Below are 23,984 nucleotides of genomic sequence, written 5' to 3' on the forward strand. Positions count from 1 at the left end.
ATTGTAAAAAGGGGTCTGACCCCCTTTTTGCAATTTTTTCAATTATGAAGGGAGAGCTTGATAGATGAACCATTCTTGGTGGAAAGAAAGTGTCGTGTATCAAATTTATCCTCGTAGTTTTATGGATTCTAATGGTGATGGGATAGGAGATATTCAAGGAATAATCATGAAGCTTGATTATCTAAAGGAACTTGGTATCGATACCATATGGCTTTCTCCTGTTTATGAATCTCCTAATGATGATAACGGTTATGATATTAGTGACTACATGAAAATAATGGATGAGTTCGGAACAATGGATGATTGGGATGAGTTGTTACAAGAGGTACATATTAGAGATATGAAATTGATCATAGATCTTGTGGTCAATCATACTTCTGATGAGCACGAGTGGTTTGTGCATGCGAAAACATCCAGAGAGAATCCATATCGTGATTATTATATTTGGAGGGACCCTAAAGTAGACGGCAGCGAGCCGAACAACTGGGCATCTAATTTTGGTGGATCTGCTTGGGAATACAACGAAGAAACAAAAGATTATTACCTGCACTTATTTTCCAAAAAGCAGCCAGATCTCAACTGGGAAAACGAAAAGCTTCGGGAAGAAGTGTATCGTATGATGAAATGGTGGCTGGATAAAGGAATCGACGGTTTTAGAATGGATGTCATCAACTTCATTTCCAAGGTAGATAGCATGCCTGATGGAGAGATGGTACCCGGGAAAAAATATGTTTCGGGAAGCAAGTTCTACCGTAATGGCCCGAAGATTCATGATTATTTAAAAGAAATGAATGAAAAAGTTTTATCTCACTATGATGTCATGACCGTCGGAGAGATGCCAGGTGTCACTCCAGATCAGGCTAAAGATTATACAAGTGAAGAAAGAAATGAATTGAACATGGTATTTCAATTCGAACATATGGGATTGGATAACGGTTCTAATGGAAAGTGGGACGTGCAGGAACTGAATTTGATTGAACTTAAACAGAGTTTATCAAGGTGGCAGTACACTTTAGCAGAAAGTGGCTGGAACAGTCTCTATTTTAATAATCATGATCAACCAAGGTCCGTTTCGAGATTTGGAAATGACGAAAAATACAGAGTAGAATCTGCTAAAATGCTGGCTACGCTTCTTCATATGATGAAAGGTACTCCATATGTCTACCAAGGTGAAGAAATTGGCATGACAAATGTTAGGTTTGATTCGATAGATTCTTATAAGGATATTGAAACGCTGCAGGCTTATTCTGACCTGAAAAAACAAGGGTGGAGTGAACAGGAAGTGATGGAAAGCCTATCTAAGAAAAGTAGGGACAATGCCAGAACGCCAATGCACTGGAGTGATGAGGAGAATGCTGGCTTCACTGCCGGAAAGCCATGGTTAGCCGTTAATCCTAATTACAAATCTATCAACGTAGAAGCTGAAAGAAATAATGAACATTCTATCTTTAACTATTACAAACGTCTGATTCAATTAAGAAGGCAGAATGAACTGATTGTATACGGAGATTTTCAATTGATACTTGAGGACGATCCTTCGATCTTCTCTTATGTTAGAACCTTTCAAGACAAAAAGCTACTTGTGATTTGCAATTTTTATGACAAGGAGCCTATTTTCAAGTTGCCAAAAGGTATTAACTTTATGACCAAACAACTTTTACTCAGCAACTATACGGTGAAAGAACAAAGTAATATAGCTGAATTTACTATGCAGCCATATGAAGCAAGAGTTTATTTATTGAACTAACGTTAAAATATATCGAATAAAGAGGTGTATGAAAATGAGTAAAATAGAACAAGAACCATGGTGGAAGAGGTCTGTTGTTTATCAGATCTATCCAAAAAGCTTCAATGATACAACTGGAAACGGTGTAGGAGACATCCAAGGAATTATTGAGAAGCTTGATTATTTAAAAGAACTCGGAGTGGATGTTATTTGGTTGACTCCCATTTACAAATCACCGCAGAAAGATAATGGCTACGATATCAGCGACTATTTTTCCATTCATGAAGAATATGGAACAATGGAAGATTTCGACCAGCTTTTATCGGAATCTCATGATAGAGGAATCAAAGTTATCATGGATATTGTCGTGAATCATACTTCCACAGAGCATGAGTGGTTCCAGAAATCTAAAGAACAGAAAGATAACAACCCCTATCGCGACTTTTATATTTGGAAGGACGGCAAGCAAGATGGAAGAGAACCGACAAATTGGGAATCCAAGTTTGGTGGGAACGCCTGGAAATATGATGACAAAACTGGTCAGTGGTACTTGCACCTATTTGATGTGACGCAAGCAGACTTGAATTGGGAGAATGAAGAAGTTCGGAAACAAGTCTACGATATGATGACCTTTTGGTTTGAAAAGGGAGTGGATGGTTTTAGGTTAGATGTGATCAACCTTATTTCCAAAGACCAAAGTTTCCCTGATGATGACGGATCGGTGCCCCCAGGTGATGGCCGTAAATTTTACACGGACGGACCAAGAGTTCACGAATATATGAACGAAATGTACGATAAAGTATTTTCTAAATATGACAGTATGACAGTAGGGGAAATGTCGTCGACGACAATCGACCATTGTATTAAATACACTCGACCTGATCGAAATGAGCTCAGTATGACATTTAACTTTCACCATTTAAAAGTAGATTACCCTAATGGAGAAAAGTGGTCTGTTGCGGATTTTGATTTCCAACAGTTGAAGGATATTTTGTCTACATGGCAAATTGAGATGGAAAAAGGCGGCGGTTGGAATGCCTTGTTCTGGTGTAACCATGATCAACCTCGTGTCGTTTCCCGATATGGTGATGATGGCAAATTTCACAACAAGTCAGCAAAAATGCTTGCTACAAGCATGCATATGATGAGAGGTACCCCTTATATTTATCAGGGGGAAGAGTTCGGAATGACTAACCCCGGATTTGTTAAAATAAGTGATTATCGTGATGTGGAATCCTTAAATATCTTCAATTTGAAAAAAGAAGCTGGAAAGAGCGAGGAGGATATCCTTGAGATCCTTCGCCATAAGTCTCGCGATAATTCCAGAACGCCGGTTCAGTGGAATAATGAAGAAAATGCTGGGTTTACAAAGGGTACACCTTGGATAGGAGTGGCCAAAAACTACAAAGAAATAAATGCAGAGACGGCGTTGAATGATAAAGATTCAGTTTTCTATCATTATAAGAAGTTAATTGAATTACGCAAGAACTATGATGTTATCACACATGGAGATTTCCAATTGATTTCAGGAGACCATCCGCAAATATTTGCCTATATCCGCAATAGTGAAAATGAGAAACTCCTTGTAATAAGCAATTATTATGGCAAGGAAAGTTCCTTTGTGTTACCAGAGGATGTTGATGTGGACGGCTATAAATCAGAAGTGCTACTAAGCAACTATGAGGATTCTAGCAGCCAATATAATGAAATTACTCTTCGTCCATACGAATCCATCGTTTATCACCTGAAAAAGTAATGCTACAATAACTGTAGGTGGTAGAAAATGAAAAATAATAAATATCAAGTAATTTATCAGCAGTTGATAAGGAAGATAGAAAAACAGGATTTTAAGGCAGGAGATAAACTTCCTTCTGAACATGAGCTAATGGAACTTTTCACAACATCAAGAGAAACGGTAAGAAAAGCGTTGAATCAACTTGCTCATAACGGCTATATTCAAAAAGTCCGAGGCAAAGGATCGATTGTCCTAGCCCGTGATAAATTTGATTTTCCCATTTCAGGCTTGGTAAGTTTCAAGGAATTAGCAGAGAAAATGGGAAAACCTTGGGAAACAGTGGTACACGAACTAGACATCGTTGATGACTCTTCTGAATTACTGGCTAAGTTGGGAGAGAGCGAGCTGTGGAAGGTGGTCCGTTCTCGCAGGGTGGATGATGAAAGTATTATATTGGATAAAGACTACTTCATTAAAAGTCAAGTCCCTTATCTAGACACAGAAATATGCAAGAACTCCATCTATGATTACTTGGAGTCGGAAAAAGGATTGCAAATAGCTTTTGCCGATAAAGAGGTAACAGTTGAGGAAGCAACGGATGAGGATAGGCAGCTATTGGACTTAAATGGACTAACCCATGTGGTAGTGGTGAAAAGTATCGTCCATCTTGATGATGCAAGCCCGTTTCAATTCACAGAATCGCGCCATCGGTTGGACAAATTCCGATTTGTTGACTTTGCAAGAAGAATGAAATAAATGAAGGAAGACTTAAAGGCACTCCCGGTAGGTGGGAGTGTCTTTTTTTAAAAAGATAAGAAAGTATAAAATCCTGTTGATTGGAGCAAATGGCGTAGACTCCTGAAGGAGATAGCGCTTGGTGGAGACCCTGCAGGCTTGCAAGGAGGCTCCAGCAGCGTCCCTAGGAAAGCGAAGCCATTTGCGGAAATCAACAACGGAGAATAACCGGCAAATTAAAAAAAAGACCGGACAGTTTTTTATTTCTTCTTAAATATTGTAATTTTCAAAAATATCATTTAAATTGCTCGGGTCTTCTTATATAATGGTTATATTAAAGATTCGATTATCGAAATAAATGGAGGGGAAGTTAATGGCAAAGGTTATGAATAAAGCATTAAAAAGGGAGGAAGTCCCAGTTGAGCAAACTTGGAACCTCGAAGATTTATTTGTTTCCCAAGAAGCTTGGGAACAGGAGTTGCAAGACGTACAACAAGATCTATCAACTGTCACTTGTTATAAAGGAAAAGTTGGAAAGGATGCTAAATCATTGCTTGGTTGTTTAAAGGACAAGGATGCCTTAACAGAAAGAGTTATGAGAGTAATGACTTTCGCATCCCTAAAACAATCCGAAGATGGAACCAATCCTGAAAATCAAGCAAATTCGACACGTGTTGGGGGGATGATCTCGAACTTTAGCGCCAGCACATCCTTTATCCATTCTGAAATCCTTCAATTAGATGTAGTAACATTAAATGAATTTATAGCCGAAGAACCGGAGTTGGAAGAATATAAAAAAAGCTTGATGGATGTGTTAGAATCAAAGCCTCATAAGCTATCCCCGGATGCGGAAGAAGTACTTTCTGCCTTTGGAGAAGTGCATAATGCACCATATACTATCTATCAAAGGAGCTTAATATCTGATATGAGATTTCCATCTATCTTAACAGATGATGGTCAGGAACATCCTTTATCCTTTAATTCTTTTCCTAATTATGAAGGGTCTTCCAATTCAGAATTACGTAGAAAAGCGTACCAAACTTATATTGATACACTAAAACAATACAAGCATACATATGCGGCTACTTATGCAACAGAAGTGAAAAAGCAGGTGGTAGAAGCGCGTCTACGAAACTATGAATCCGTCACAGATATGCTGCTTCACGATCAACAGGTGACAAAAGAGATGTATCATAATCAATTGGATACTATACAAAACGAGTTGGCACCGCATATGCGCAGATATGCGAAACTGAAAAAGCGGGTGCTAGGTTTAGAAACGATGCAATTCTGTGATTTAAAAGCTCCACTAGATCCAGATTTTAACCCTGAGATTACTTATGAGGAAGCATCTGAATTAATTCTAGAGTCATTAGAAGTGATGGGACCTGAATATATGGAAATAATGGAAGAGGGACTTAATAATCGTTGGGTTGACCTGGCTGATAACGTAGGAAAGGGTTCAGGTGCCTTCTGTTCCAGTCCTTATGGTGTCCATCCTTATATCCTGATGACATGGAGTGACTCTATGAGAAATGCCTATACGCTTGCCCATGAATTAGGGCATGCAGGGCACTTCCGCTTAGCAGGCAGATACCAGAAGCTTTCTAACACACGTCCCTCCAGATATTTTGTAGAAGCGCCTTCCACGATGAATGAAATGCTGTTAAGTCAGCATATTCTATCAAAGCCAAATGATGAGAGAATGCGCAGATGGGTAATCTTACAATCATTAGGGACTTATTATCATAATTTTGTAACACATATACTCGAAGGGGAGCTTCAGCGTAGGGTCTACGATCTAGCAGACAAGGGAACTCCTATCACTGCCAATGTTTTATGTGAACAAAAGACTGCCTTGCTTTCTGAATTCTGGGGAGATGCAGTGGATATGGATGAAGGAGCTGGGTTGACCTGGATGCGTCAGCCACATTATTATATGGGGCTCTATCCATATACGTATTCCGCTGGACTTACTGCTTCTACAGCAGCAGCCAAACAGATTCAAGAAGAAGGTCAGCCTGCAGTGGATCGTTGGCTTTCTGCATTAAAAGCAGGGGGCACGTTGAAACCGCTAGAATTAATGCAATTGGGCGGAGTAGATATGACAACAACTGAACCTATTAAGACAGCTGTCGCGTATGTAGGCTCCTTAATAGACGAACTAGAAAAAAGCTTTTCCTAAACCACCCCAACACCTTATCTCCATACAGATAAGGTGTTTTTTTATAGAAATGAAACAGCGTAGTCTATCAACATTTCTTTATATAATCCGATAAAAAAGGAAAGAACCATATAGTCAAGAACGGAAGGGCGTATCAATGATGGAAAAGAGAAATGGAATACTACTAGATTCTGGTACCAACGAAGTGGAATTTCTTGAATTTCATATAGGAAGTACCAGCTTTGGCATAAATGTCTTAAAAGTAAGAGAAATAATCAAACCAGTTGCAGTGACCAAAATCCCTCATTCCCATAAAAATGTCGAAGGAATCATCGAATTAAGGGGAGAAGTGCTGCCAATAATAAACCTCAGAAAAGCTTTGAATATCGAAGAACAGAGTAACTACTCAGAAGAGAAATTTATCGTGACTGAATTCAACGGCATGAAAGTGATACTAAGGGTAGATCATGTAACACAAATTCATCGACTTACATGGGCTGAGATGGAAAAACCAGCTTCGTTGCAAAATGGATTTGAAGACCACATAACAGGAATTATTAAACAACCATCTCAGATGATTCTCCTTTTGGATGTAGAGAAAATCATGTTTGATATATATCCAAACCTGGATAATAGAGCGTCATATCTTCATGAAAACCTAAACCCTGCCCGCAGTGAGAAAAAGATTATGATTGCAGAAGATTCCCCAATGCTTAGAAAACTTCTAGAAGAGACGTTGCTCGAAGCGGGATTTGAACATATTCAATTCTTTGAGAATGGGAAAAGTGCTTGGGAGTATATGGAGACTGTGGTGAAAAACGGAGAGCAAAGTGTAGACTTGTTAATTACGGATATCGAGATGCCTCAAATGGATGGTCATCACCTGACAAAGAAAATTAAAGAAGATAGCTTCCTCTCCAATATACCTGTTATCATATTTTCTTCCCTGATAACAGATCACCTTAGACATAAAGGCGACCAAGTAGGAGCGAATGCTCAAATTAGCAAACCACAATTGACAAAGTTGGTAGAACTACTAGATGAACAACTATTGAATAAATGACATTTTAAAAAGACGAAAGCCCAGCTACTTGTAGGTGGGCTTTCGTCTTTTCTTTATCATAGATAGCTTTCCCCTAGTTTTTTAAATACGGGCTTTTGATACTGTCTTTTAGGTTGATGTTTTTGCCCATCTGTTGGATGGAAATTTGTGTACCGTTGAAGTAAGTTCTTCGCTACAGATAAGGACATATTAGCTTTTGGATTTCGATAATAATCATTTAACTCTCCAAGATGAGGTAATTCTGTAAAATCATCTTTTGTAGGAGGGAGATGGAAGTAATATTCTCCTGCTAATACAAGGACGTCAGATTGTTGACGGCTGTTCTTTGGGTTTCTTGAAAAATGCAAACCTTTTTTTGTAGCTTTGCCTTCGGTGATAAGTTTCTCTAAAGCTTTTCTTTTTAACGAATAGAGAAACTTTGGATCCGGCGCGGTTTTTGCATGCCGATTAACAGTAAAGATGGCACGAGAGAGGTTTTCAATAGAAGATTCAATAGGGGAATCGGTTTTTCTTTGGTTTGTATAACTTTTATTATGCATAATTGGCTCCTTTCCTTTCCCTTATTATACTGTGCCTTCACTCAAAATGGAAGGGTAGCTCCAACTTCCTCCATTTTTAGGCTGAAGTTAGAGCATGCTCCTGCTCTTTTTCCATAAGTGTGATGAAGATATCGACAAACTCAGGATCCCATTGGGTTCCTCTTCCGCTTTCTAATATAGACAAAGCTTTCTCCTTTTTCATTCCCTTACGATATGGGCGATCGGAAGTCATGGCATCAAATGCGTCCGCTACTGCGATGATTCTGCCGAAAAGAGGAATATCATGACCAATTAACATATCGGGGTACCCATATCCATCAAATCGTTCATGATGGTTTCTGACACCTGGTATTAATGGAGCCATAGCCTCTTTAGGTTGCACTTGACTTAAGATGGTGGCGCCAAGCAACGGGTGTCTTTTAATTTCTTCAAATTCCATATCTGAAAGCTTTCCATCCTTTAATAATATCTCATCCTTCACTCCAATCTTCCCAATGTCATGAAGGAGAGCGGCATTTTTTAGCAATTCAAGTTGCTGTGGGGGCAGTCCAGCTTTTTGGCCGATCAATACAGAGTATCTGCTTACTCTTAATGAATGTCCTGCTGTATATGGATCTCGCGCGTCAAGGGTGGTGGAGAGGGTTTGATAAAAACTTTCCATTAACAGCCTATTTGTTTCATTTCTTTCTTCCAACCCCTGCACCATGGAGTTAAATCCTTGAATAACTTGAGAAAATTCATCTGAATATAATTCCTTAGCAGGAGCTAGGTGATTATTTTCTACATCTTGCATCCCTTTTAACAGTTCAGTGATAGGTTGTAAAATGTCCTTAAATAACAAGAAAGCTCCAAAAGAAGAAAACACGGCAGCAATGAAAAGGATTAATATTCCCCAATTCCAGAAATCTACTTCTAAGGTAAGGGTTTCAAAGCGAACTTCGGTTGCCAGACTGAATAAAAGAACAGGAAAAATTCCGATAAATAATGCGCTTACTAGAAACTTCGTACGTAAAGAAACGATTATATCCCCGTGTATAGATAATGAATGGTGATAGATGTTCTGTGTGGCTTCTTGTAAACAATCCAAAACGGGCCTTATCGCTCTGACTGTAAGAAAGTATTCGATAAACGCATGCATGCCAGCAATTAACACGGCACCAAGTGAAGCAAGAAGTACATATCTAAAAGGCATGTTAAGCAAGCCGATCCGTATACAGATGATCGCAAGGGTAATGGCAGGAACAGAGAGTCCAAGTAGGTGGGGGCCAATTATTCTTTTAACTGTTAAAATTGGAAACCGTTGTATATGTAAAAAAGCTTTCTGATAGTCAGCATATGTATGATCTGTTTTAGTAAGAATAATTTTGATCGGTTGCAGTTGTTTATGAAAAGCGAACAATTCACAAAGTACCATAATGAAAGCAGAAGTTAATAAAATACTAATCATTATATTAATCTCTGTAAGGGATAGGTTTAAAGTAGAGAATATGAGTATGCCGCCTACCCCTAGCACTGCTATGGATGAACCAAGTATATAATTTATGACAAGCTGTTTCACAAAACGAGTATATGTTTGCTGATGCAAGAAATCCCTTCCTTTATCACTAAATATTTCTAGTTCAATTATAATCAATCTTATCAGTATGTTCTAGTAAATTTGGTGTATTTGGAAAGTAAATGTTATTGAGGGCGAATTACCACACGTGTCCCGTTAGGTACGATAGATGCAAGCTGAAGGACATCTTGGTTATACATACGCACACATCCACGAGAGACAGCTTTTCCGATAGAGCTGGGATCGTTTGTTCCATGAATTCCATAGGATAATTTGGAGAGGGAAAGCCACATTACGCCAAATGGGCCACCAGGGTTAGGTTGTCGGTTTACGATAATATAGTTGCCAACAGGAGTTTCAAAGAGCATCCTGCCTACTGCAATGGGATATGTTTTGACGATAACCCCATTTTCTTTCAGTACGAGTTTCCTATTTGCGATGGATATTTCAATGGAATAGGGGATTGTATCAGCATTAGGAAGTCCTGGGATGATAATTTGCTGACCGGGATAGATGACATTGGGATTTGAAATGGCATTGACAGCCAAAAGTTCTGCTATTGGCCTCCGATAATCCAACGATATAGAACTAAGTGTCTCTCCTCGTCTCACTACATGTACAGCCATCCTACTCACCTCTTTCATAATGATGATAAAAAAGCCGTGCAAAGAGTGCAGCGGCTTTAGGGTTCAATCAGTCCATTATCTATAATTAGGATAAGGTGGGTACGGTCTTGGGTACGGCCCAGGGTAAGGTCCAGGGTACGGCCCAGGGTAAGGTCCAGGGTACGGTCCATAATAAGGGTATGGTGGGTAATAAGGTCTAGGAGCTAAGAGAGTACCTACTGCCAATCCCCCTAAAAACGGAAAAAAAGGAAAACCGAAACCAAATCCTCCGATCAATCTGTTATTTTGATAGTTTCGATACATAGACATATGCCTCCTTTATAGGGTCACTATAATGTATGGCAATGTTAATAGGTATGCGCTTGTACGCGGTAGCCCATTTATTGGCGTTCAAGGGTGAAAAATGCAATTTCTGGCGGCGCTAAAAAGCGGTAAGGTTCTCTAGTGGTGCCTAAACCCTTATTCACATATAAGGTCAAATCATCCAAATGATAAAAACCTTCATAAAATTTAGACCCGAGCGGTGGAGTAATTAATGGGCCGACAAAAGGAATCTGCACTTGTCCCCCATGAGAATGTCCAGACAGCTGTAGATTTACGTGAAACTGCTCTGCTATAGAGTCAGCTGCATCCCCTTCATGGGCTAATAATATCGTATAAGCGTCTTCAGGAATACCACGTAGCGTTTCGTTGAAATCAGGTCTTCCTAGCATCAAATCATCCACTCCAGCAATGAATATTTGACTTTTATCTATTAATTCAATCTTAGTATTTTCATTTTTCAACACGGTGAAATCAGAAGATTCCATGATTTCCTCGTAAGTCTCCGTCCCGTAGCCACCATGGTCGTGGTTACCGTAAATCGCAAATTTCCCAAGTGGAGCATGGATCTTTTTTAAAATATTTATTAGGTTATATGACCCATCGTATTCTAATGGATTGTCCATCAGATCTCCTGTGAAAAAAACGATATCGGGTTCCTCTTCATTAATTAGACGAATCACTTTTTCCAATTCTGCTTGCCCAAAATGGTGACCAATATGGGTATCAGAGAATTGAGCAATCTTTATTCCGGAAAAGCTTTTTGGGATACTTGGATGTTTGATGGTATGTTTTAATTTATTCATTTGCTTTGGTTCTATATATCTAGCATAGAAATAACCTGCACCACTTGTAAGTAAAGCAGTGAAAACTATTGTAAAGATTCGTTTGAAAAAGGCTCTTCTTGTTAATTTAATCATAGTTATACCAACCTAACCTATCATAATATCACTCATTATAGCACCAATTAGAGATGAATTTCTCTTTCTATCATTCTACTTTTAATGGAAACTTTTTGAATAAATTTTATAAAACATTTTGACTATTTTGAACATTAGGTTAGAATAGTATAGAGACATAGGATTGGGGGAGATTTTATGGGAGAAAAGAAAGTTGCCATCATTACCGGTGGCTCTAGCGGTATGGGGAAATATATGGCGATGAAGTTTGCTCAAGAAGGTTATAATGTGGTCATTACCGGACGTGATCTTGATCGACTTGCGCAAGCTAAAAAGGAGATGGAGGGCCACGATGGCGAGGTTTTGACTGTGCAGATGGATGTTAGAGATCCTGAGCATGTGGAAAGAATGGTCAAGTTGACGGATGAAGCCTTTGGAAGAATTGATGTGCTGGTCAACAATGCAGCAGGTAATTTTATCTGTCCAGCCGAAAAACTATCTGTGAATGGCTGGAAGTCTGTCATTGACATCGTCTTAAATGGAACCTTTTATTGTAGCTCTGCAGTAGGTAATTATTGGATGGAAAGAAAAGTTAAGGGCAGTATGATCAACATGGTTGCCACATATGCCTGGAATGCAGGGGCAGGTGTGGTCCACTCTGCTGCGGCCAAAGCAGGAGTCCTATCCCTTACAAGAACACTTGCAGTGGAGTGGGGGACAAAATATGGAATTCGAGTGAACGCTATCGCTCCAGGTCCAATCGAAAGAACTGGCGGTGCAGACAAATTGATGCAATCAGAGGAAGAGGCTAAAAAAGTTGCGGCAAGTGTACCATTGAAGCGTTTTGGAACACCTGAAGAAATTGCTGAATTAGCATTTTTCCTAAGCTCAGAAAAAGCCGCATACATAAACGGAGAATGTGTAACAATGGACGGCGGCCAATGGCTCCAACCATTCCCGTTTTAAATAATAGGGATTTTTAGCAGTTAATTGGAGCAAAAGGCGAAGACTCCTGAGGGGGATAGCGCTAGGTGGAGACCCCACAGGCGCAGCCCAGGAGGCTCCACCAGCGCCCCTAGGAAAGCGAAGCCATTTGCGGAAATTAACAGCGGTTGTTAAAGCGATAATTTAAAAGCCCGGTAAAGCAATTTTTATTTTGCTTTACCGGGCTTTTTTTCATACTTGTATACCGCTTTTGCTCATACTAAGCAAAAGCAACAAGGAGGAAACCTAATGAGTATCTATTACAAGTATGACTGGGACGAACAAAATAAAGAACTGACAGTGTATATCAACCCTACAGAAGCGTTCTATGAGTTCTCTGTTGAATACGCTGGCAACCATGAAAAATTATCAAAAAGAAGAAATCTACTGGAATCAGCAAGAAGATTAGCCTCAGAAGTATTGCCTAAAGGAACGGTTGTAAACAGCTATCGCGTCAAATTCCAACAATTTCTCATAGCTGTTCTGGATGAAAAGAATGGAGTTACTAGAGAACTTTTGGAAGGTCAAGCTTGTGGAAATTACAAAGTAAAACATAATGAAACGTTAAAAGATATATCACAAATGTTTTCTGTTGACGAAAACAGCTTGAAAAAGGTTAATCACCTTGAAAGTGATACCATTTTCACTGGGATGAATCTTAGAGTGCCCTGCTATCTACACACGGTGGTCACATCAGACAGTTTGTTAAAAATAGCTCAGAGATATGACATATCACGTGAGTCAGTCCGGCAATTAAACAATTTAGATACTGATTGTTTGAAAACTGGCCAAGAATTAAAAATTCCTAAACGATTGCAATAAAAATCCTAGCACCTCACTATTTCCACGTCATAATTTGCCCTATAACATGATATAATCGTTCCAAACAAGACAAAGGGGAGAACGAGATGGATCCACTTGATATTATGACGAATATCGAAAAGGTCACCCCTTATTTTCAAGCAATTTTTAGTGCAGATGCCCAAGAAGTAATTGGATATGAAGTGCTAGGAAGGTTTCAGTTGGAAAACGGTGATGTGAAAAGTTTAGGGTCATTTTTTCGTGACGATACAGTGCCTGGGGAATACCAGCTAGAAGTAGATAAGGTAATTATCAATAAAGCCTTAACTTACTATACTGAACAAGATTGTACGTTAAAGTTATTCTTCAATCAAAACGCAGACCTTCTATTGGAAGATCAGGGAGAATCATTGCTTGAACTTTTTCTGTCGTATGTTCCAAAAGGATTAAAGCTAGAAAATATCGTGATTGAAATAGACGAACATTCTTCTAAAGAAGGAGAAGAATTTCTTCAGCACCTCTTTAGTTACTATAGAACCTATGGTATTCAACTTTCCGTAGCAAATATCGGGGACACGGGTGCAAACATGGATCGAATTGGACGCTTGAATCCGAATATATTAAAAGTTAATTTAGAAATTCTTCGTCAATCACATGAAGTCGCAGCTCATCAAGATATCTTGCACTCTTTATCCATTTTATCTAGAAAAATAGGTGCTGCATTAATGTATGAGAACATGGAAGCATCTTTTCAATTGCAATATGCTTGGAGAAATGGTGGGAGGTTTTATCAGGGTTACTATCTACATAGACCTAGTTCAGCTTTTATTGAGATTAACCATGCAAAGAAAATGCTTGTTGATAAGTTCCAACAATTTATTCGTTATGAAAAAAGAAAATTACGGGCTATTCATCAGTTTACCGGAATGCTCCAAGCTAGACTTCAGCCTCTCCTAATAAAAGGGCATAACCTAGAAGATTATGATGATTGGCTACACTCTATTGCAGGGGAACTTAACAATATAAGTTTCCGTATGTATATTTGTGACGAGAATGGATTCCAGCTTTCTCCCAATCTCTTCAGAGAAAATGGTAAGTGGACAGCAGACAGCCAATATAGAGGGAAGAATTGGAGTTGGAGGCCTTATTTTCTAGAACATATTATGAAAATGAGCATGGAGAAAAAAGGAATATTATCGGACTTGTACAGTGATATTGAATCTGGTGAAAGTGTTCGCACCTATTCCTGTCTTATTACGAAAAACCGCTTCTTATATGTCGATATATCTTATGAGTATCTATATGAAAACCAGGATCTTTTATAAGCAGTGAATAGAATTTATCCGTTTGTTTACCTTAAGAGTATAGATTGCTCGGTGAGGTGATTAAAATGGGTTCTTTTGATTTTATTTTGGCTATTTTAGCATTGATTATTGTTGCTGGCGCTTTGGTCTACACGTATAAATTAGGGCGTCAGGAAAGTACACAGGCAACAACCCAGGATTCATCCATAAGTGAAAAAGTTCAAGATCATTATGTATTGAAAAACCCTGTTTTTGTAGCTTTATTAATAGCAACGGTATTAATATTGTTGTATATCGTATATGCTGCACTTAATTCTAATTGGTAGTAGTAGTACTAGGAGCCCTTACAGAAATTGTAAGGGTTATTTGTGTTTGGAGTTGAGTCAGAAGGGTAGAGATAAAGATAGTAAATAATTTGTCAGTTTTCAACGTAATTTTACGAACGTTTATAAACCCTTGTCCGCTCTGTTCTTGATACAATTAGAACACATCATCTGAGGAGGAGAATGGATTGCTTAAAAATATGACAGGAATTATTGCCATCATAACCATACTATTTTTCGGCTCAAACTATGCTAGTGCAGAACAATCGCCTGTAGACCATGAAGTTTATTCCTTTTTGAAAGATGCGTTTCAATCACAGATTTCACTGGGTGAAAAACATCATTCGTTAGAAGAAATCGATCAGCTACTAAATCCCTATTTTACAAAAGAGTACCAGGAATCTTTCCTTAAAGAGCATTTATTTAAAGAAGAAGCAGGCTATATAACATACGGTACTGATTTTCCGGCATATTACATTCCTTTCTTTAGCTATGATGAAGAAACAAAAGTGATAAAAGGGCAAGATGGAGAGCTTATTGTTTATGAATTCTTTGCTTCCGAAGAGGATATGCCAAGCCTTTATGATGATCACTATGAGTATGTAAAAATACAAGAAACATCCTCTGGCTGGAAAGTGATGGACTATGGTTTTGAATATGAGACGCCAGAATTTGTGAAAAGCAATGAAAAGGAACAAGAGGCAAACTTAGTCAAAACATTTTCCAGCTCAAATGTTAGTGTAAACAAAATTTATTCCTTTGGCATGTTAACCAATCCTTTTTTTCATTCCTTTCCAAATACCATTCCGGTGATGGTTTCTCATATATTTCATGATTTTGATAAAAATAGCTTCCTCGTAACAAGATGACATACTAAAAAAAGAGCGTAAACATACGCTCTTTTTTGGTGAAAGCAAATAAAAAGCTTTCTTCTATCATCCTATTAGTGGTATGATGTATTCTCTTGCGACATTCACTTTGGAGCCTATTCCTCTATGCCTAATAAACTTTGCAGCTTTGACAGGTCAAATCCTTTTACAACCTGCTCATCGACTGTTACAGTAGGAGTGGAATATGACTGTAATTCATGTACTAAATAATCTCTTGCTTGAAGATCTTCAGAGATGTCAATCACCTTATAGGAGATATTATGGTGTGTTAAAAATTGTTTTACCACCTGACACGGGGGACAATCAGGTTGAGTATAGACGGTTATATTCATGGATACAGCTCCTCGTAAGAAAAATTTCACAACTTCGCATGTTTTATTCGTCATTTTAGACTACAATAAAAGGGAAGTTATGTTCGAACACTATAATATTAATATTCCTACCTTTATTTTACCGGATATTGAAAGGTTTTGTACAAAAATACGAATGGCCTTACAAAACAAGGTGAATGATATAGGTAGGAAGGAATAGAAGGAGAGTTGTTACATGTCACTATTAGTAGGGATTGTAAAAAGATTAAATGATTTAAAAGAAACATCAGAAGCTGGAAATGAACCAGCACAGCGCTTTTTCGAAGTAAATGGAGAAAAAGTGTGCAGCGTGAAGTTCTTCGATAAGACCAATACATATGAATTGGAAGTATTTCTAAAAGGGGAAAACCCTAAAACGTATCAATTTGACAATATTGATATGATTGCCATTGAAATATTTGACTTGATCCACTAAGAAAAACAGGGAAACCTGAATTTCATCATGGAGGGATCTAAGATGGGGAAAAACATTGATGATTATATAGATAGAGGGTTAAAGGGAACACCTGAAACAAAGCCAAGTGAGAGAAGGGAATACCTCTCTCAGCTACGAGAACGGATTATTCTTGCATTAACAAACGGCCAAGTGATCCAACAGAAGCCTTATAAACCCATTTCGGATTTGATGAAGAGGTATCCTTCCTCTAAGCTGTATCTGGATGGAGATCTGGATTATATGCATCTTTCTAAATATATCCGGATTGCTAATGAAAATAATATCCCATTTACCATTGTCGACGATAAAGCTTCTTCAACCAATATCGGACTAGTGCTTGCAAATCCAACAGCAATTGATAAAGATGATATTTTTATCTCAAGGGAAGAATTTCAACGTCATTTATAGTAGGAGTGGTTTACATGATGCCAACGGTTCACTGTCCTAAGTGCAATCGGGAAGAAGAGATGGATAAAGTACTTACTGCCCATTCAAATCAAAATGTCATGTATCGATGCCCGCATTGTGCGTATTCGAAGTCACAGATCCAAACAAGTAAAGGTTAACCAGGCTGTCCATCCACAGCCTGGTTTTTTTATGCCGTTTTGTCCATATAACAACTGAAAAATCATCGAAATTCACGTATAATTTTTTGATAATCGCGACAATAATGTAGATATATTTGTCATCCAACGCTAAACGTAAGAAAACACTACTTTTTTGGGAGAAAGGAACATATAAGTATAAGGGAAAGTACGGAAAAGGAAGTGGATAAATGGATAACCCCAGCAAATTTATTAATATTACCCACGGCTACCTTACTTTTGAACAAGCTTATGAGAAAATCCTTTTGTTTATCCAAAAAGACGTGAGGGCCCCATACTTACTATCGATCGGTACAGATTCACATGTTTATCAACAAGAGACAAAATTCATGACAGCGGTGCATCTCCATCGCGTTGGTAAAGGAGCATGGGGGTGTGTAAGGCCATACATCGTTAATAGAGCCATTAGAAGCCTGCATGAAAAAATATCACTTGAGACTGCATTAAGTCAAGAAATTGCGATGTTATTTACAATGGAAAAATTAGAAAAGATACAAAATCTGTTGCTGCCACACTTGGAGCATGGCGCGGATTTCCATTTTGAAATTCATCTCGATATTGGACAAAAAGGTGCTACAAAAGATTTCATACAGGAAATGACAGGAAGGATTACTGCCATGGGCTTGGATGCCAAAATAAAACCGGATGCATACACTGCCTTTTGTTATGCAAACCGCTATACAAAGTAAAACCAATCATGGAAAGGAGTGAAAATGTTGCAATGGAGACTTTAACTCAGGAAGAAAAAGATCTGCTGTTAACCTTATTGATATCAACTGATGTAGCCAAGGAATTGGTAATCAGTGAAATAAATGATATAGAGGTGGGGGAAAAAGAACTTGAGAAAATAACATACCAAAAACTGATAGAACTGTATGACAAAATCTCCTAGTGATTTTCTTCCTGTAGCTGCCTTGTAAAGGGCAGTTTTTTTATTTCACTTTAAAATCTTCGTATCATAAGTCTATATTTGTCGAAGAAAGAAGATTATTTTATTAAGGTTAAAATTCGAGTCCAAGTCATATTTGTGCTACAATGATATTGGTCAATTACACAAAGTGGCATATAGTATAAGAGAGTAAATAAAGAGAGGAAGAACATTTATGATCAGCCTCCAAAGTAGTAAAGTATTAGGAGCAACTATCAAAGATTTAATTATCCCAGCCGAACGTGTGGCACATGTACAAGTAAAAAACAATTTAGAACACGCATTATTGGTTCTGACTAAAACAGGTTATACAGCTGTGCCTGTTCTTGATCCTAAATATAGGTTGCATGGACTTGTCAGCACTACCCACATTATGGATTCTATCCTTGGTTTAGAGCGAATTGAATTTGATAAACTTGAACATATGATTGTCGAAGATGTTATGAATAAAGAGCTTCCTTGTTTAAATGTAACGGACACTGTGGAAAAAGGTTTGGAGCTATTAGTTGACCATCCTTTTGTTTGTGTGCAGGATGAAAACGATGTGTTTGAAGGTATCCTCACACGCCGTACAATCCTAGACAGATTGAATACACATTTTCAAACAAATGAAATGGAAAAAGACCCGGAAGCATAGGGTCTTTTTTTATTACAGTCTAAGGTTGCATTAAAGTTGTTAAAGGGTACAATTTACATAGAGTCACGAAATATATATTCATTTAAAGAAATTTATATTGCCAAACATGAGAGAGAGAAGGGAAAGAAATGGGAACTGCAACGCTCGAGAGGCAAGAAGTGAAACAGGCCTCACCAAACAAAACGAAAAAGCCATTTGTGCTAGCAGCTATTATGCTTGCAATGTTCATGGCAGCCATCGAAGCGACCATTGTGTCCACAGCCATGCCTGCCATCGCTGCAGATCTTGGGGGATTCTCTTTATACAGTTGGGTATTCTCTTCCTATCTATTAATGAATGCAGTAACCGTCTTGATATACGGTAAACTATCGGACTTGTTTGGTAGAAAGCCAATACTTACATTTGGAATCATCGTCTTTTTAGTTGGGTCTTTATTGTGTGGAATGGCTACTTCCATTGAAATGTTAATCATTTTCCGATTTATTCAAGGTTTCGGAGCAGGAGCCGTTATGCCGATTGCATCGACTATTGTGGGGGATATGTACACAAAAGAGGAAAGGGCAAAAATTCAAGGGTATTTATCGAGTGTATGGGGTATATCAGCAATCTTAGGACCTGCTATTGGCGGGTTGCTTGTTCAGTATGTTAGCTGGAGATTTGTATTTTGGGTAAATATCCCTTTAGGAATTTTAGCCATTATCGGTCTTTATCTCTTTCTTCATGAAGGAGTGGAAAAGAAGAAACACTCGATTGATTATGCAGGAGCAGGATTGTTATTTGTATCTGTGAGTTCATTCATGCTTGTCATGGTGGAAGGTGGTGTAAGATGGGAGTGGATGTCGGCTCCTGTATTTAGTCTTATAGCCGTCTCAGCAATAGCCTTTATATTCTTTATTCTTCAAGAAAAGAGAGCGAAGGATCCGATGATGCCGTTTGATATTTGGCAGGAACGGTCCATCCTAATAGCCAATACTACATCGTTGACCACTGGAGTCATGTTAATAGGTATTTCTAGCTTTTTACCAGCCTTTGTTCAAGGTGTTATGGAGAGGCCGCCGATTGTTGCTGGTTTCACCTTGACTACCATGTCCATTGGATGGCCGATTGCAGCAATGATAGCTGGAAGGCTTTTGTTGAAAATTGGATTTCGGACCACTTCCATTATTGGTGGAGTTGCCTTGATACTGGGGAGCATCATTTTCATGACATTAAGCCCTGATGATGGACCAGTCTGGGCCGCTTTTGGTTCCTTCATGATCGGTGTGGGGATGGGCTTTTCGACAACTGCCTTCATTGTCTCTATCCAAAGCACAGTTCCTTGGCAAAAACGAGGAGTAGCAACCGCATCCAATATGTTTATGAGAACACTTGGAAGTACTATTGGAGCTGCACTGTTAGGTGGAGTATTGAATTCCAGAATACAGGAGCATTTAAAGAAAAATGGAGCTTTGAGTGAGTTTTCTTTAGATTCTACGACACTACTTCTAAATGAGGATCAGCGCAATCAACTTTCAGAATCCATGAGAGCGTTGCTTCAGGATGGATTAACATCCGCACTTCAGACAGTTTATCTTGTTGTTGCAGGATTTGCTGTCATCAGCTTCATCTTAATATTGCTATTACCAAAGAAAAGTTAAGAAAAGCGCCAGCTCTTAAGTAAATATATTTTAGAGCTGGCGCTTTTTCGTTGCTAATATATAATTTTCAAGAATAAATAGACGATGAGACAAATAGAAAAAGCGCTAAGTATCTTCTGCCACGGAAGAAAAGCCAGCCTGTTGGCCAGTTTTATTGCAGTTTGTGCACCTAAAAAAGAGCCTAATCCAAGCGACACCCCAACCTTCCAATCAAAATACCCCATGGAGAAGTATACAATAAATGACACAAAACAGCTGGCGAAAGTTTGTAGCCTTGTGAGTCCAATACTGGTTAGGAAAGAATGTCCTGCAGTTAAAAAAGAATGCATAAGCAGCGTGGCTTGACCTGGACCGAATAGTCCGTCGAAGGCACCAATACCTATATAAGTTGGATAAAACAGCGGGGACGGCGTGCCATTGTTATCATTTCGCTTTATTTTGGATTTTACGATATTAAGGATGGTGGCAATGACCAACAAACCCAAAGCTACCTTAAGTAAAATTTCCTCTGTAAGAAAGGATGCTAATAGTGCACCAGCAATGCCTCCAGTGATGGTAAATGGAACAATGGATAATCCTAGTTTCAAATTTACTTGTTTCTTTTTCCAAATCGTATAAAAGCTGGTAAACGAACTGAAAGAATTAGAAAATTTATTGGATGCGATAGCAGTGTGAATAGGCACTCCCAATAGCAGCATAGAAGGCAAATTGATCAAGCCTCCTCCACCACCGAGGGTGCCTATGAATGTGGCGATAAAGCCGATTAATGTAAGATAGTAGTATGGTGTTTCCATGTTGTCACCTTCTTTCAACAATACTTTGTCTTTCTACTTCATTTTATGCGCTTAAAAGTCATAATGAAATGACATTAAAATTAAGATATACTATAAGAAAAACTTATATTGAGGGTAGTGTATGAATACATCAGAATTTCAAATTTTATCGGTAATGGCAAAAGAAAAAAATATGAGAAAAGCTTCTGAACGATTGTTTGTTTCCCAGCCGGCTTTGTCCCAGCGCTTACAATCCATTGAAAAAAATTGGAATACCAAAATATTTATCAGAACGCAAAAAGGGTTACTGATTACACCTGCTGGTGAAAAAATTGTGGAATTTGCTGAAGAGGTATTGGCAAAAGAAGCAAAAGTAAGAGAAGAAATTACTTCACTCGATAAAGAAATCTACGGTACTTTAAAGATTGCTGTGGCTACCATTATCGGTCAATATTGGCTTCCAAAAGTATTAAAAAGGTTTATTCAAAAATATCCTAATGCCAAAGTCTCTCTTGTGACAGGGTGGAGCAGTGATATTGTAAAAAGTTTGTATGAAGATGAAGTGCACTTGGGGATTATCCGTGGAAACCCGGAATGGAAAGGGGTAAAGAAACACCTGCTTAGAGACAAGCTTTACCTAGTGGATACAGAAATAAAAGAGCTTTCTGAACTGGAACTTACGGAACGACCTTTTATTCAATTTAAGAGCGATTCCACCTATTATCAAGAAATTCAAGTTTGGTGGCACAAAAAATTTCAGGCTCCACCAAAGCGGACCATTGTGGTAGATCAAATTGAGACATGTAAACAAATGGCGCTGAATGGAATTGGTTATGCCATCCTGCCTTCCATCACATTACAGGATGATTATGATAACATCAAAAAAATTCCGCTAGAAGAGGATGAAGTATCCAACCTACACCGAGATACATGGTTAATTGGTTATGAGTCCTCCTTTAATTTAAAGCAGGTGGAAGCATTTCTAGAAGTATTAGAGGAATATCATCACGGAGGAAATTAAAAAACTTGTTGAGATAATATTGGATTATATATAAAAGAAATAGTAATATAAAACTTTGAGATACTAGACTTAATAATAAGGTGGAGCACTTTTATGGAATGGAAAAATATTTTTCGCGGAATGTTAATGGGCATCAGTGATGTTATACCTGGTGTAAGCGGTGGAACGATTGCTTTTATTCTGGGGATTTATGACCGTCTTATTGAATCGATAAGCGGAATTTTCAGCAGAGAATGGTTAAAACACCTTAAGTTTCTTATTCCGCTAGGTATCGGTATTGTGGGTGCATTACTTATTTTCAGTCATCTACTCGATTACTTGTTACATACCTACCCACAACCGACTATGTTTTTATTTTTAGGATTAATCATTGGAGTTCTTCCATTACTAGCCAAAGAATCTAACATGTTTCATACATTTACGAAACGTCACTATCTGGCTCTGATTCTCTCATTCGCATTAGTTGGTTCCATGGCATTTTTGCAGGAATCTACAAGACCTGTGATTGAGACACTTACTGTAGGTTCAGCAATCAGTCTATTTTTTGCTGGTTGGATTGCTAGTATGACGATGCTGCTGCCTGGTATCAGCGGCTCAATGGTTTTATTGATTCTGGGCTTCTATACTACAGCTATTGCGGCACTGAAAGATATCAACATCCCGATTATTCTCACTATCGGTGCAGGAGTTGCTGTTGGTTTTATCATTTCCAGTAAACTAATCAAATACGTGTTAGAGCATTTTCCGAAAATAACATTTGCCGCGATCATTGGCCTTGTGATGGGGTCGACTTTAATTGTCTTCCCGGGATTTTCACAAAGCATGCTTACAAACGTGATTAGCATCATCACCTTCATCATTGGATTAATAGTTGTTCAATTCATCGCACGAACAAACGATAAAATGGTTGCCAAAAGAGAGACTGAATAGGTCTCTTTTTTTCATAAGGATTAGAGTATATATAGTACTGTTGATTTCCGTTCCAGGCGCTTCGCTTGCCTGCGGGCGGTCCGTGAGCCTACTCGGAGCGGCGTTAAACTAATGACTAAAGTTTTCTTTTTTATTGAGCCGGGCTGTTTTGTCCGGATATTCTTTATTTATCAAAAATGTATAATTTTTTTACTTGTCACACTTTTCGTTGTTTGATAGAGTAAAGGGATAAAGACTTATTGTTTTAGGAGGAATTACATAATGAAAATGATGGACGCAAACGAGATTATTTCTTTTATTCAAAACAGTACAAAATCCACACCTGTAAAGGTTTATGTGAAAGGTGATGTAGAAGGTATCAACTTTGGTGCTTCTTCAAAAACTTTCTTAAATGGCAATAGCGGAGTCGTATTCGGCGAGTGGGCTGAAATTGAAGTGGCTCTTAAAGAAAACGAAGCAAAAATTGAAGACTATGTGGTAGAAAACGATCGACGCAACTCTGCCATTCCTCTTCTTGATATGAAGGGTGTCAAAGCACGTATTGAGCCAGGAGCAATCATCCGTGACCAAGTGGAAATCGGAGACAATGCTGTTATCATGATGGGTGCTTCCATCAATATCGGTTCCGTAATTGGGGAAGGTACAATGATTGATATGAACGTAGTACTTGGTGGACGAGCAACAGTCGGGAAGAACTGCCACATTGGTGCGGGAACTGTTCTTGCTGGTGTGATTGAGCCACCATCTGCTAAGCCTGTTGTCATTGAAGACGATGTTGTAATTGGAGCAAATGCAGTAGTATTAGAAGGTGTAACAGTAGGAAAAGGTGCAGTTGTAGCTGCGGGAGCCATTGTAATTGATGACGTGGCACCATATACAGTGGTTGCTGGAACACCTGCAAGAAAAATTAAAGATATTGATGAAAAAACGAAGTCTAAAACGGAAATTAAACAAGAACTTCGTCAGTTATAATATAGAAGA

Annotated in this window: 27 protein-coding genes; 20 read left to right on the forward strand and 7 right to left on the reverse strand. The window is 38.4% G+C overall.

All coding sequences use genetic code 11. The annotated features are described in order from the left end of the window. Positions 1 to 64 precede the first annotated feature (64 nt). The 5 genes from HF078_RS06050 to HF078_RS06070 all read left to right on the forward strand — a co-directional run bounded on the left by HF078_RS06050 (position 65) and on the right by HF078_RS06070 (position 7,423). Positions 65 to 1,747: a glycoside hydrolase family 13 protein gene (locus HF078_RS06050; RefSeq protein ID WP_169290326.1), complete on the forward strand. Its 1,683-nt coding sequence runs from the start codon at positions 65 to 67 to the stop codon at positions 1,745 to 1,747. Positions 1,748 to 1,781: 34 nt separating this feature from the next. Next, positions 1,782 to 3,482 (forward strand): alpha,alpha-phosphotrehalase, encoded by a 1,701-nt coding sequence (gene treC, locus HF078_RS06055; RefSeq protein WP_169290327.1) that lies wholly within the window; start codon positions 1,782 to 1,784, stop codon positions 3,480 to 3,482. Between the two features lie 27 nt (positions 3,483 to 3,509). Continuing rightward, positions 3,510 to 4,217, forward strand: a complete 708-nt coding sequence (treR, locus tag HF078_RS06060; RefSeq protein ID WP_169290328.1) for a trehalose operon repressor — start codon at positions 3,510 to 3,512, stop codon at positions 4,215 to 4,217. Positions 4,218 to 4,569: 352 nt separating this feature from the next. Further along, entirely contained in the window at positions 4,570 to 6,381 is a 1,812-nt protein-coding gene (pepF, locus tag HF078_RS06065) for an oligoendopeptidase F (RefSeq protein WP_169290329.1), read from the forward strand. 139 nt (positions 6,382 to 6,520) lie between these two features. Next, entirely contained in the window at positions 6,521 to 7,423 is a 903-nt protein-coding gene (locus tag HF078_RS06070) for a chemotaxis protein (protein ID WP_169290399.1), read from the forward strand. Positions 7,424 to 7,479: 56 nt separating this feature from the next. Here HF078_RS06070 and HF078_RS06075 read toward each other — a convergent pair whose 3' ends face one another. The 5 genes from HF078_RS06075 to HF078_RS06095 all read right to left on the reverse strand — a co-directional run bounded on the left by HF078_RS06075 (position 7,480) and on the right by HF078_RS06095 (position 11,384). Then, positions 7,480 to 7,962 carry a YkyB family protein gene (locus HF078_RS06075; RefSeq protein WP_169290330.1) on the reverse strand — a complete coding sequence of 161 codons (483 nt, stop codon included), beginning with the start codon at positions 7,960 to 7,962 and terminating at the stop codon, positions 7,480 to 7,482. 76 nt (positions 7,963 to 8,038) lie between these two features. Then, positions 8,039 to 9,547: an HD domain-containing phosphohydrolase gene (locus HF078_RS06080; protein ID WP_169290331.1), complete on the reverse strand. Its 1,509-nt coding sequence runs from the start codon at positions 9,545 to 9,547 to the stop codon at positions 8,039 to 8,041. Positions 9,548 to 9,642: 95 nt separating this feature from the next. Then, complete coding sequence (locus HF078_RS06085) at positions 9,643 to 10,143, reverse strand: L,D-transpeptidase family protein (RefSeq protein WP_169290332.1); 501 nt, start codon at positions 10,141 to 10,143, stop codon at positions 9,643 to 9,645. 75 nt (positions 10,144 to 10,218) lie between these two features. Next, positions 10,219 to 10,446 (reverse strand): hypothetical protein, encoded by a 228-nt coding sequence (locus HF078_RS06090; RefSeq protein WP_169290290.1) that lies wholly within the window; start codon positions 10,444 to 10,446, stop codon positions 10,219 to 10,221. A gap of 77 nt (positions 10,447 to 10,523) precedes the next feature. Further along, on the reverse strand, positions 10,524 to 11,384 hold the full coding sequence (locus HF078_RS06095) for a metallophosphoesterase (protein WP_169290333.1): 861 nt from the start codon (positions 11,382 to 11,384) through the stop codon (positions 10,524 to 10,526). 177 nt (positions 11,385 to 11,561) lie between these two features. Here HF078_RS06095 and fadH point away from each other — a divergent pair, with 177 nt between their 5' ends. From fadH to HF078_RS06120, 5 genes are all read left to right on the forward strand, one after another. After that, positions 11,562 to 12,329: a 2,4-dienoyl-CoA reductase gene (gene fadH / locus HF078_RS06100; protein ID WP_169290334.1), complete on the forward strand. Its 768-nt coding sequence runs from the start codon at positions 11,562 to 11,564 to the stop codon at positions 12,327 to 12,329. A gap of 267 nt (positions 12,330 to 12,596) precedes the next feature. Beyond that, on the forward strand, positions 12,597 to 13,169 hold the full coding sequence (locus HF078_RS06105; protein ID WP_169290335.1) for a LysM peptidoglycan-binding domain-containing protein: 573 nt from the start codon (positions 12,597 to 12,599) through the stop codon (positions 13,167 to 13,169). An 86-nt stretch (positions 13,170 to 13,255) separates the two neighbouring features. Beyond that, positions 13,256 to 14,473 (forward strand): EAL domain-containing protein, encoded by a 1,218-nt coding sequence (locus HF078_RS06110; protein ID WP_169290336.1) that lies wholly within the window; start codon positions 13,256 to 13,258, stop codon positions 14,471 to 14,473. A 65-nt stretch (positions 14,474 to 14,538) separates the two neighbouring features. Further along, a complete protein-coding gene (locus tag HF078_RS06115; RefSeq protein ID WP_169290337.1) occupies positions 14,539 to 14,778 on the forward strand; it encodes a hypothetical protein in 240 nt (79 codons plus the stop codon). 185 nt (positions 14,779 to 14,963) lie between these two features. Next, positions 14,964 to 15,644: a DUF3993 domain-containing protein gene (locus tag HF078_RS06120; RefSeq protein ID WP_169290338.1), complete on the forward strand. Its 681-nt coding sequence runs from the start codon at positions 14,964 to 14,966 to the stop codon at positions 15,642 to 15,644. Between the two features lie 116 nt (positions 15,645 to 15,760). On the opposite strand, the gene HF078_RS06125 is transcribed toward HF078_RS06120, so the two are convergent. Further along, entirely contained in the window at positions 15,761 to 15,997 is a 237-nt protein-coding gene (locus HF078_RS06125) for a glutaredoxin domain-containing protein (protein ID WP_148986694.1), read from the reverse strand. Positions 15,998 to 16,211: 214 nt separating this feature from the next. Between HF078_RS06125 and HF078_RS06130 the strand changes: the two genes are divergently transcribed. From HF078_RS06130 to HF078_RS06160, 7 genes are all read left to right on the forward strand, one after another. Next, complete coding sequence (locus tag HF078_RS06130) at positions 16,212 to 16,451, forward strand: YkuJ family protein (RefSeq protein ID WP_010192712.1); 240 nt, start codon at positions 16,212 to 16,214, stop codon at positions 16,449 to 16,451. A gap of 42 nt (positions 16,452 to 16,493) precedes the next feature. Then, positions 16,494 to 16,880: a YueI family protein gene (locus HF078_RS06135; protein WP_169290339.1), complete on the forward strand. Its 387-nt coding sequence runs from the start codon at positions 16,494 to 16,496 to the stop codon at positions 16,878 to 16,880. Positions 16,881 to 16,894: 14 nt separating this feature from the next. Beyond that, positions 16,895 to 17,038, forward strand: a complete 144-nt coding sequence (locus tag HF078_RS06140; protein WP_168864073.1) for a hypothetical protein — start codon at positions 16,895 to 16,897, stop codon at positions 17,036 to 17,038. A gap of 209 nt (positions 17,039 to 17,247) precedes the next feature. Continuing rightward, positions 17,248 to 17,766: a ribonuclease H-like YkuK family protein gene (locus HF078_RS06145; protein ID WP_148986692.1), complete on the forward strand. Its 519-nt coding sequence runs from the start codon at positions 17,248 to 17,250 to the stop codon at positions 17,764 to 17,766. A gap of 32 nt (positions 17,767 to 17,798) precedes the next feature. Beyond that, positions 17,799 to 17,969 (forward strand): antirepressor AbbA, encoded by a 171-nt coding sequence (gene abbA, locus HF078_RS06150; protein ID WP_169290340.1) that lies wholly within the window; start codon positions 17,799 to 17,801, stop codon positions 17,967 to 17,969. Positions 17,970 to 18,180: 211 nt separating this feature from the next. Then, positions 18,181 to 18,642: a cyclic-di-AMP-binding protein CbpB gene (gene cbpB / locus HF078_RS06155; RefSeq protein ID WP_169290341.1), complete on the forward strand. Its 462-nt coding sequence runs from the start codon at positions 18,181 to 18,183 to the stop codon at positions 18,640 to 18,642. Positions 18,643 to 18,770: 128 nt separating this feature from the next. Continuing rightward, positions 18,771 to 20,279: an MDR family MFS transporter gene (locus HF078_RS06160; protein WP_169290342.1), complete on the forward strand. Its 1,509-nt coding sequence runs from the start codon at positions 18,771 to 18,773 to the stop codon at positions 20,277 to 20,279. A 53-nt stretch (positions 20,280 to 20,332) separates the two neighbouring features. On the opposite strand, the gene HF078_RS06165 is transcribed toward HF078_RS06160, so the two are convergent. Beyond that, positions 20,333 to 21,073: a sulfite exporter TauE/SafE family protein gene (locus HF078_RS06165; protein WP_169290343.1), complete on the reverse strand. Its 741-nt coding sequence runs from the start codon at positions 21,071 to 21,073 to the stop codon at positions 20,333 to 20,335. 121 nt (positions 21,074 to 21,194) lie between these two features. Between HF078_RS06165 and HF078_RS06170 the strand changes: the two genes are divergently transcribed. The 3 genes from HF078_RS06170 (at position 21,195) to dapD (ending at position 23,975) form a co-directional block, all read left to right on the forward strand. Beyond that, a complete protein-coding gene (locus tag HF078_RS06170) occupies positions 21,195 to 22,073 on the forward strand; it encodes a LysR family transcriptional regulator (RefSeq protein WP_169290344.1) in 879 nt (292 codons plus the stop codon). Between the two features lie 93 nt (positions 22,074 to 22,166). Then, positions 22,167 to 23,003: a DUF368 domain-containing protein gene (locus HF078_RS06175; protein ID WP_169290345.1), complete on the forward strand. Its 837-nt coding sequence runs from the start codon at positions 22,167 to 22,169 to the stop codon at positions 23,001 to 23,003. 261 nt (positions 23,004 to 23,264) lie between these two features. Beyond that, entirely contained in the window at positions 23,265 to 23,975 is a 711-nt protein-coding gene (gene dapD / locus HF078_RS06180) for a 2,3,4,5-tetrahydropyridine-2,6-dicarboxylate N-acetyltransferase (RefSeq protein WP_169290346.1), read from the forward strand. The last annotated feature ends 9 nt before the right edge of the window (positions 23,976 to 23,984 follow it).

It is taken from the genome of Bacillus sp. RO2 (assembly GCF_012911845.1).
GTDB lineage: Bacteria > Bacillota > Bacilli > Bacillales > Bacillaceae_I > Sutcliffiella_A.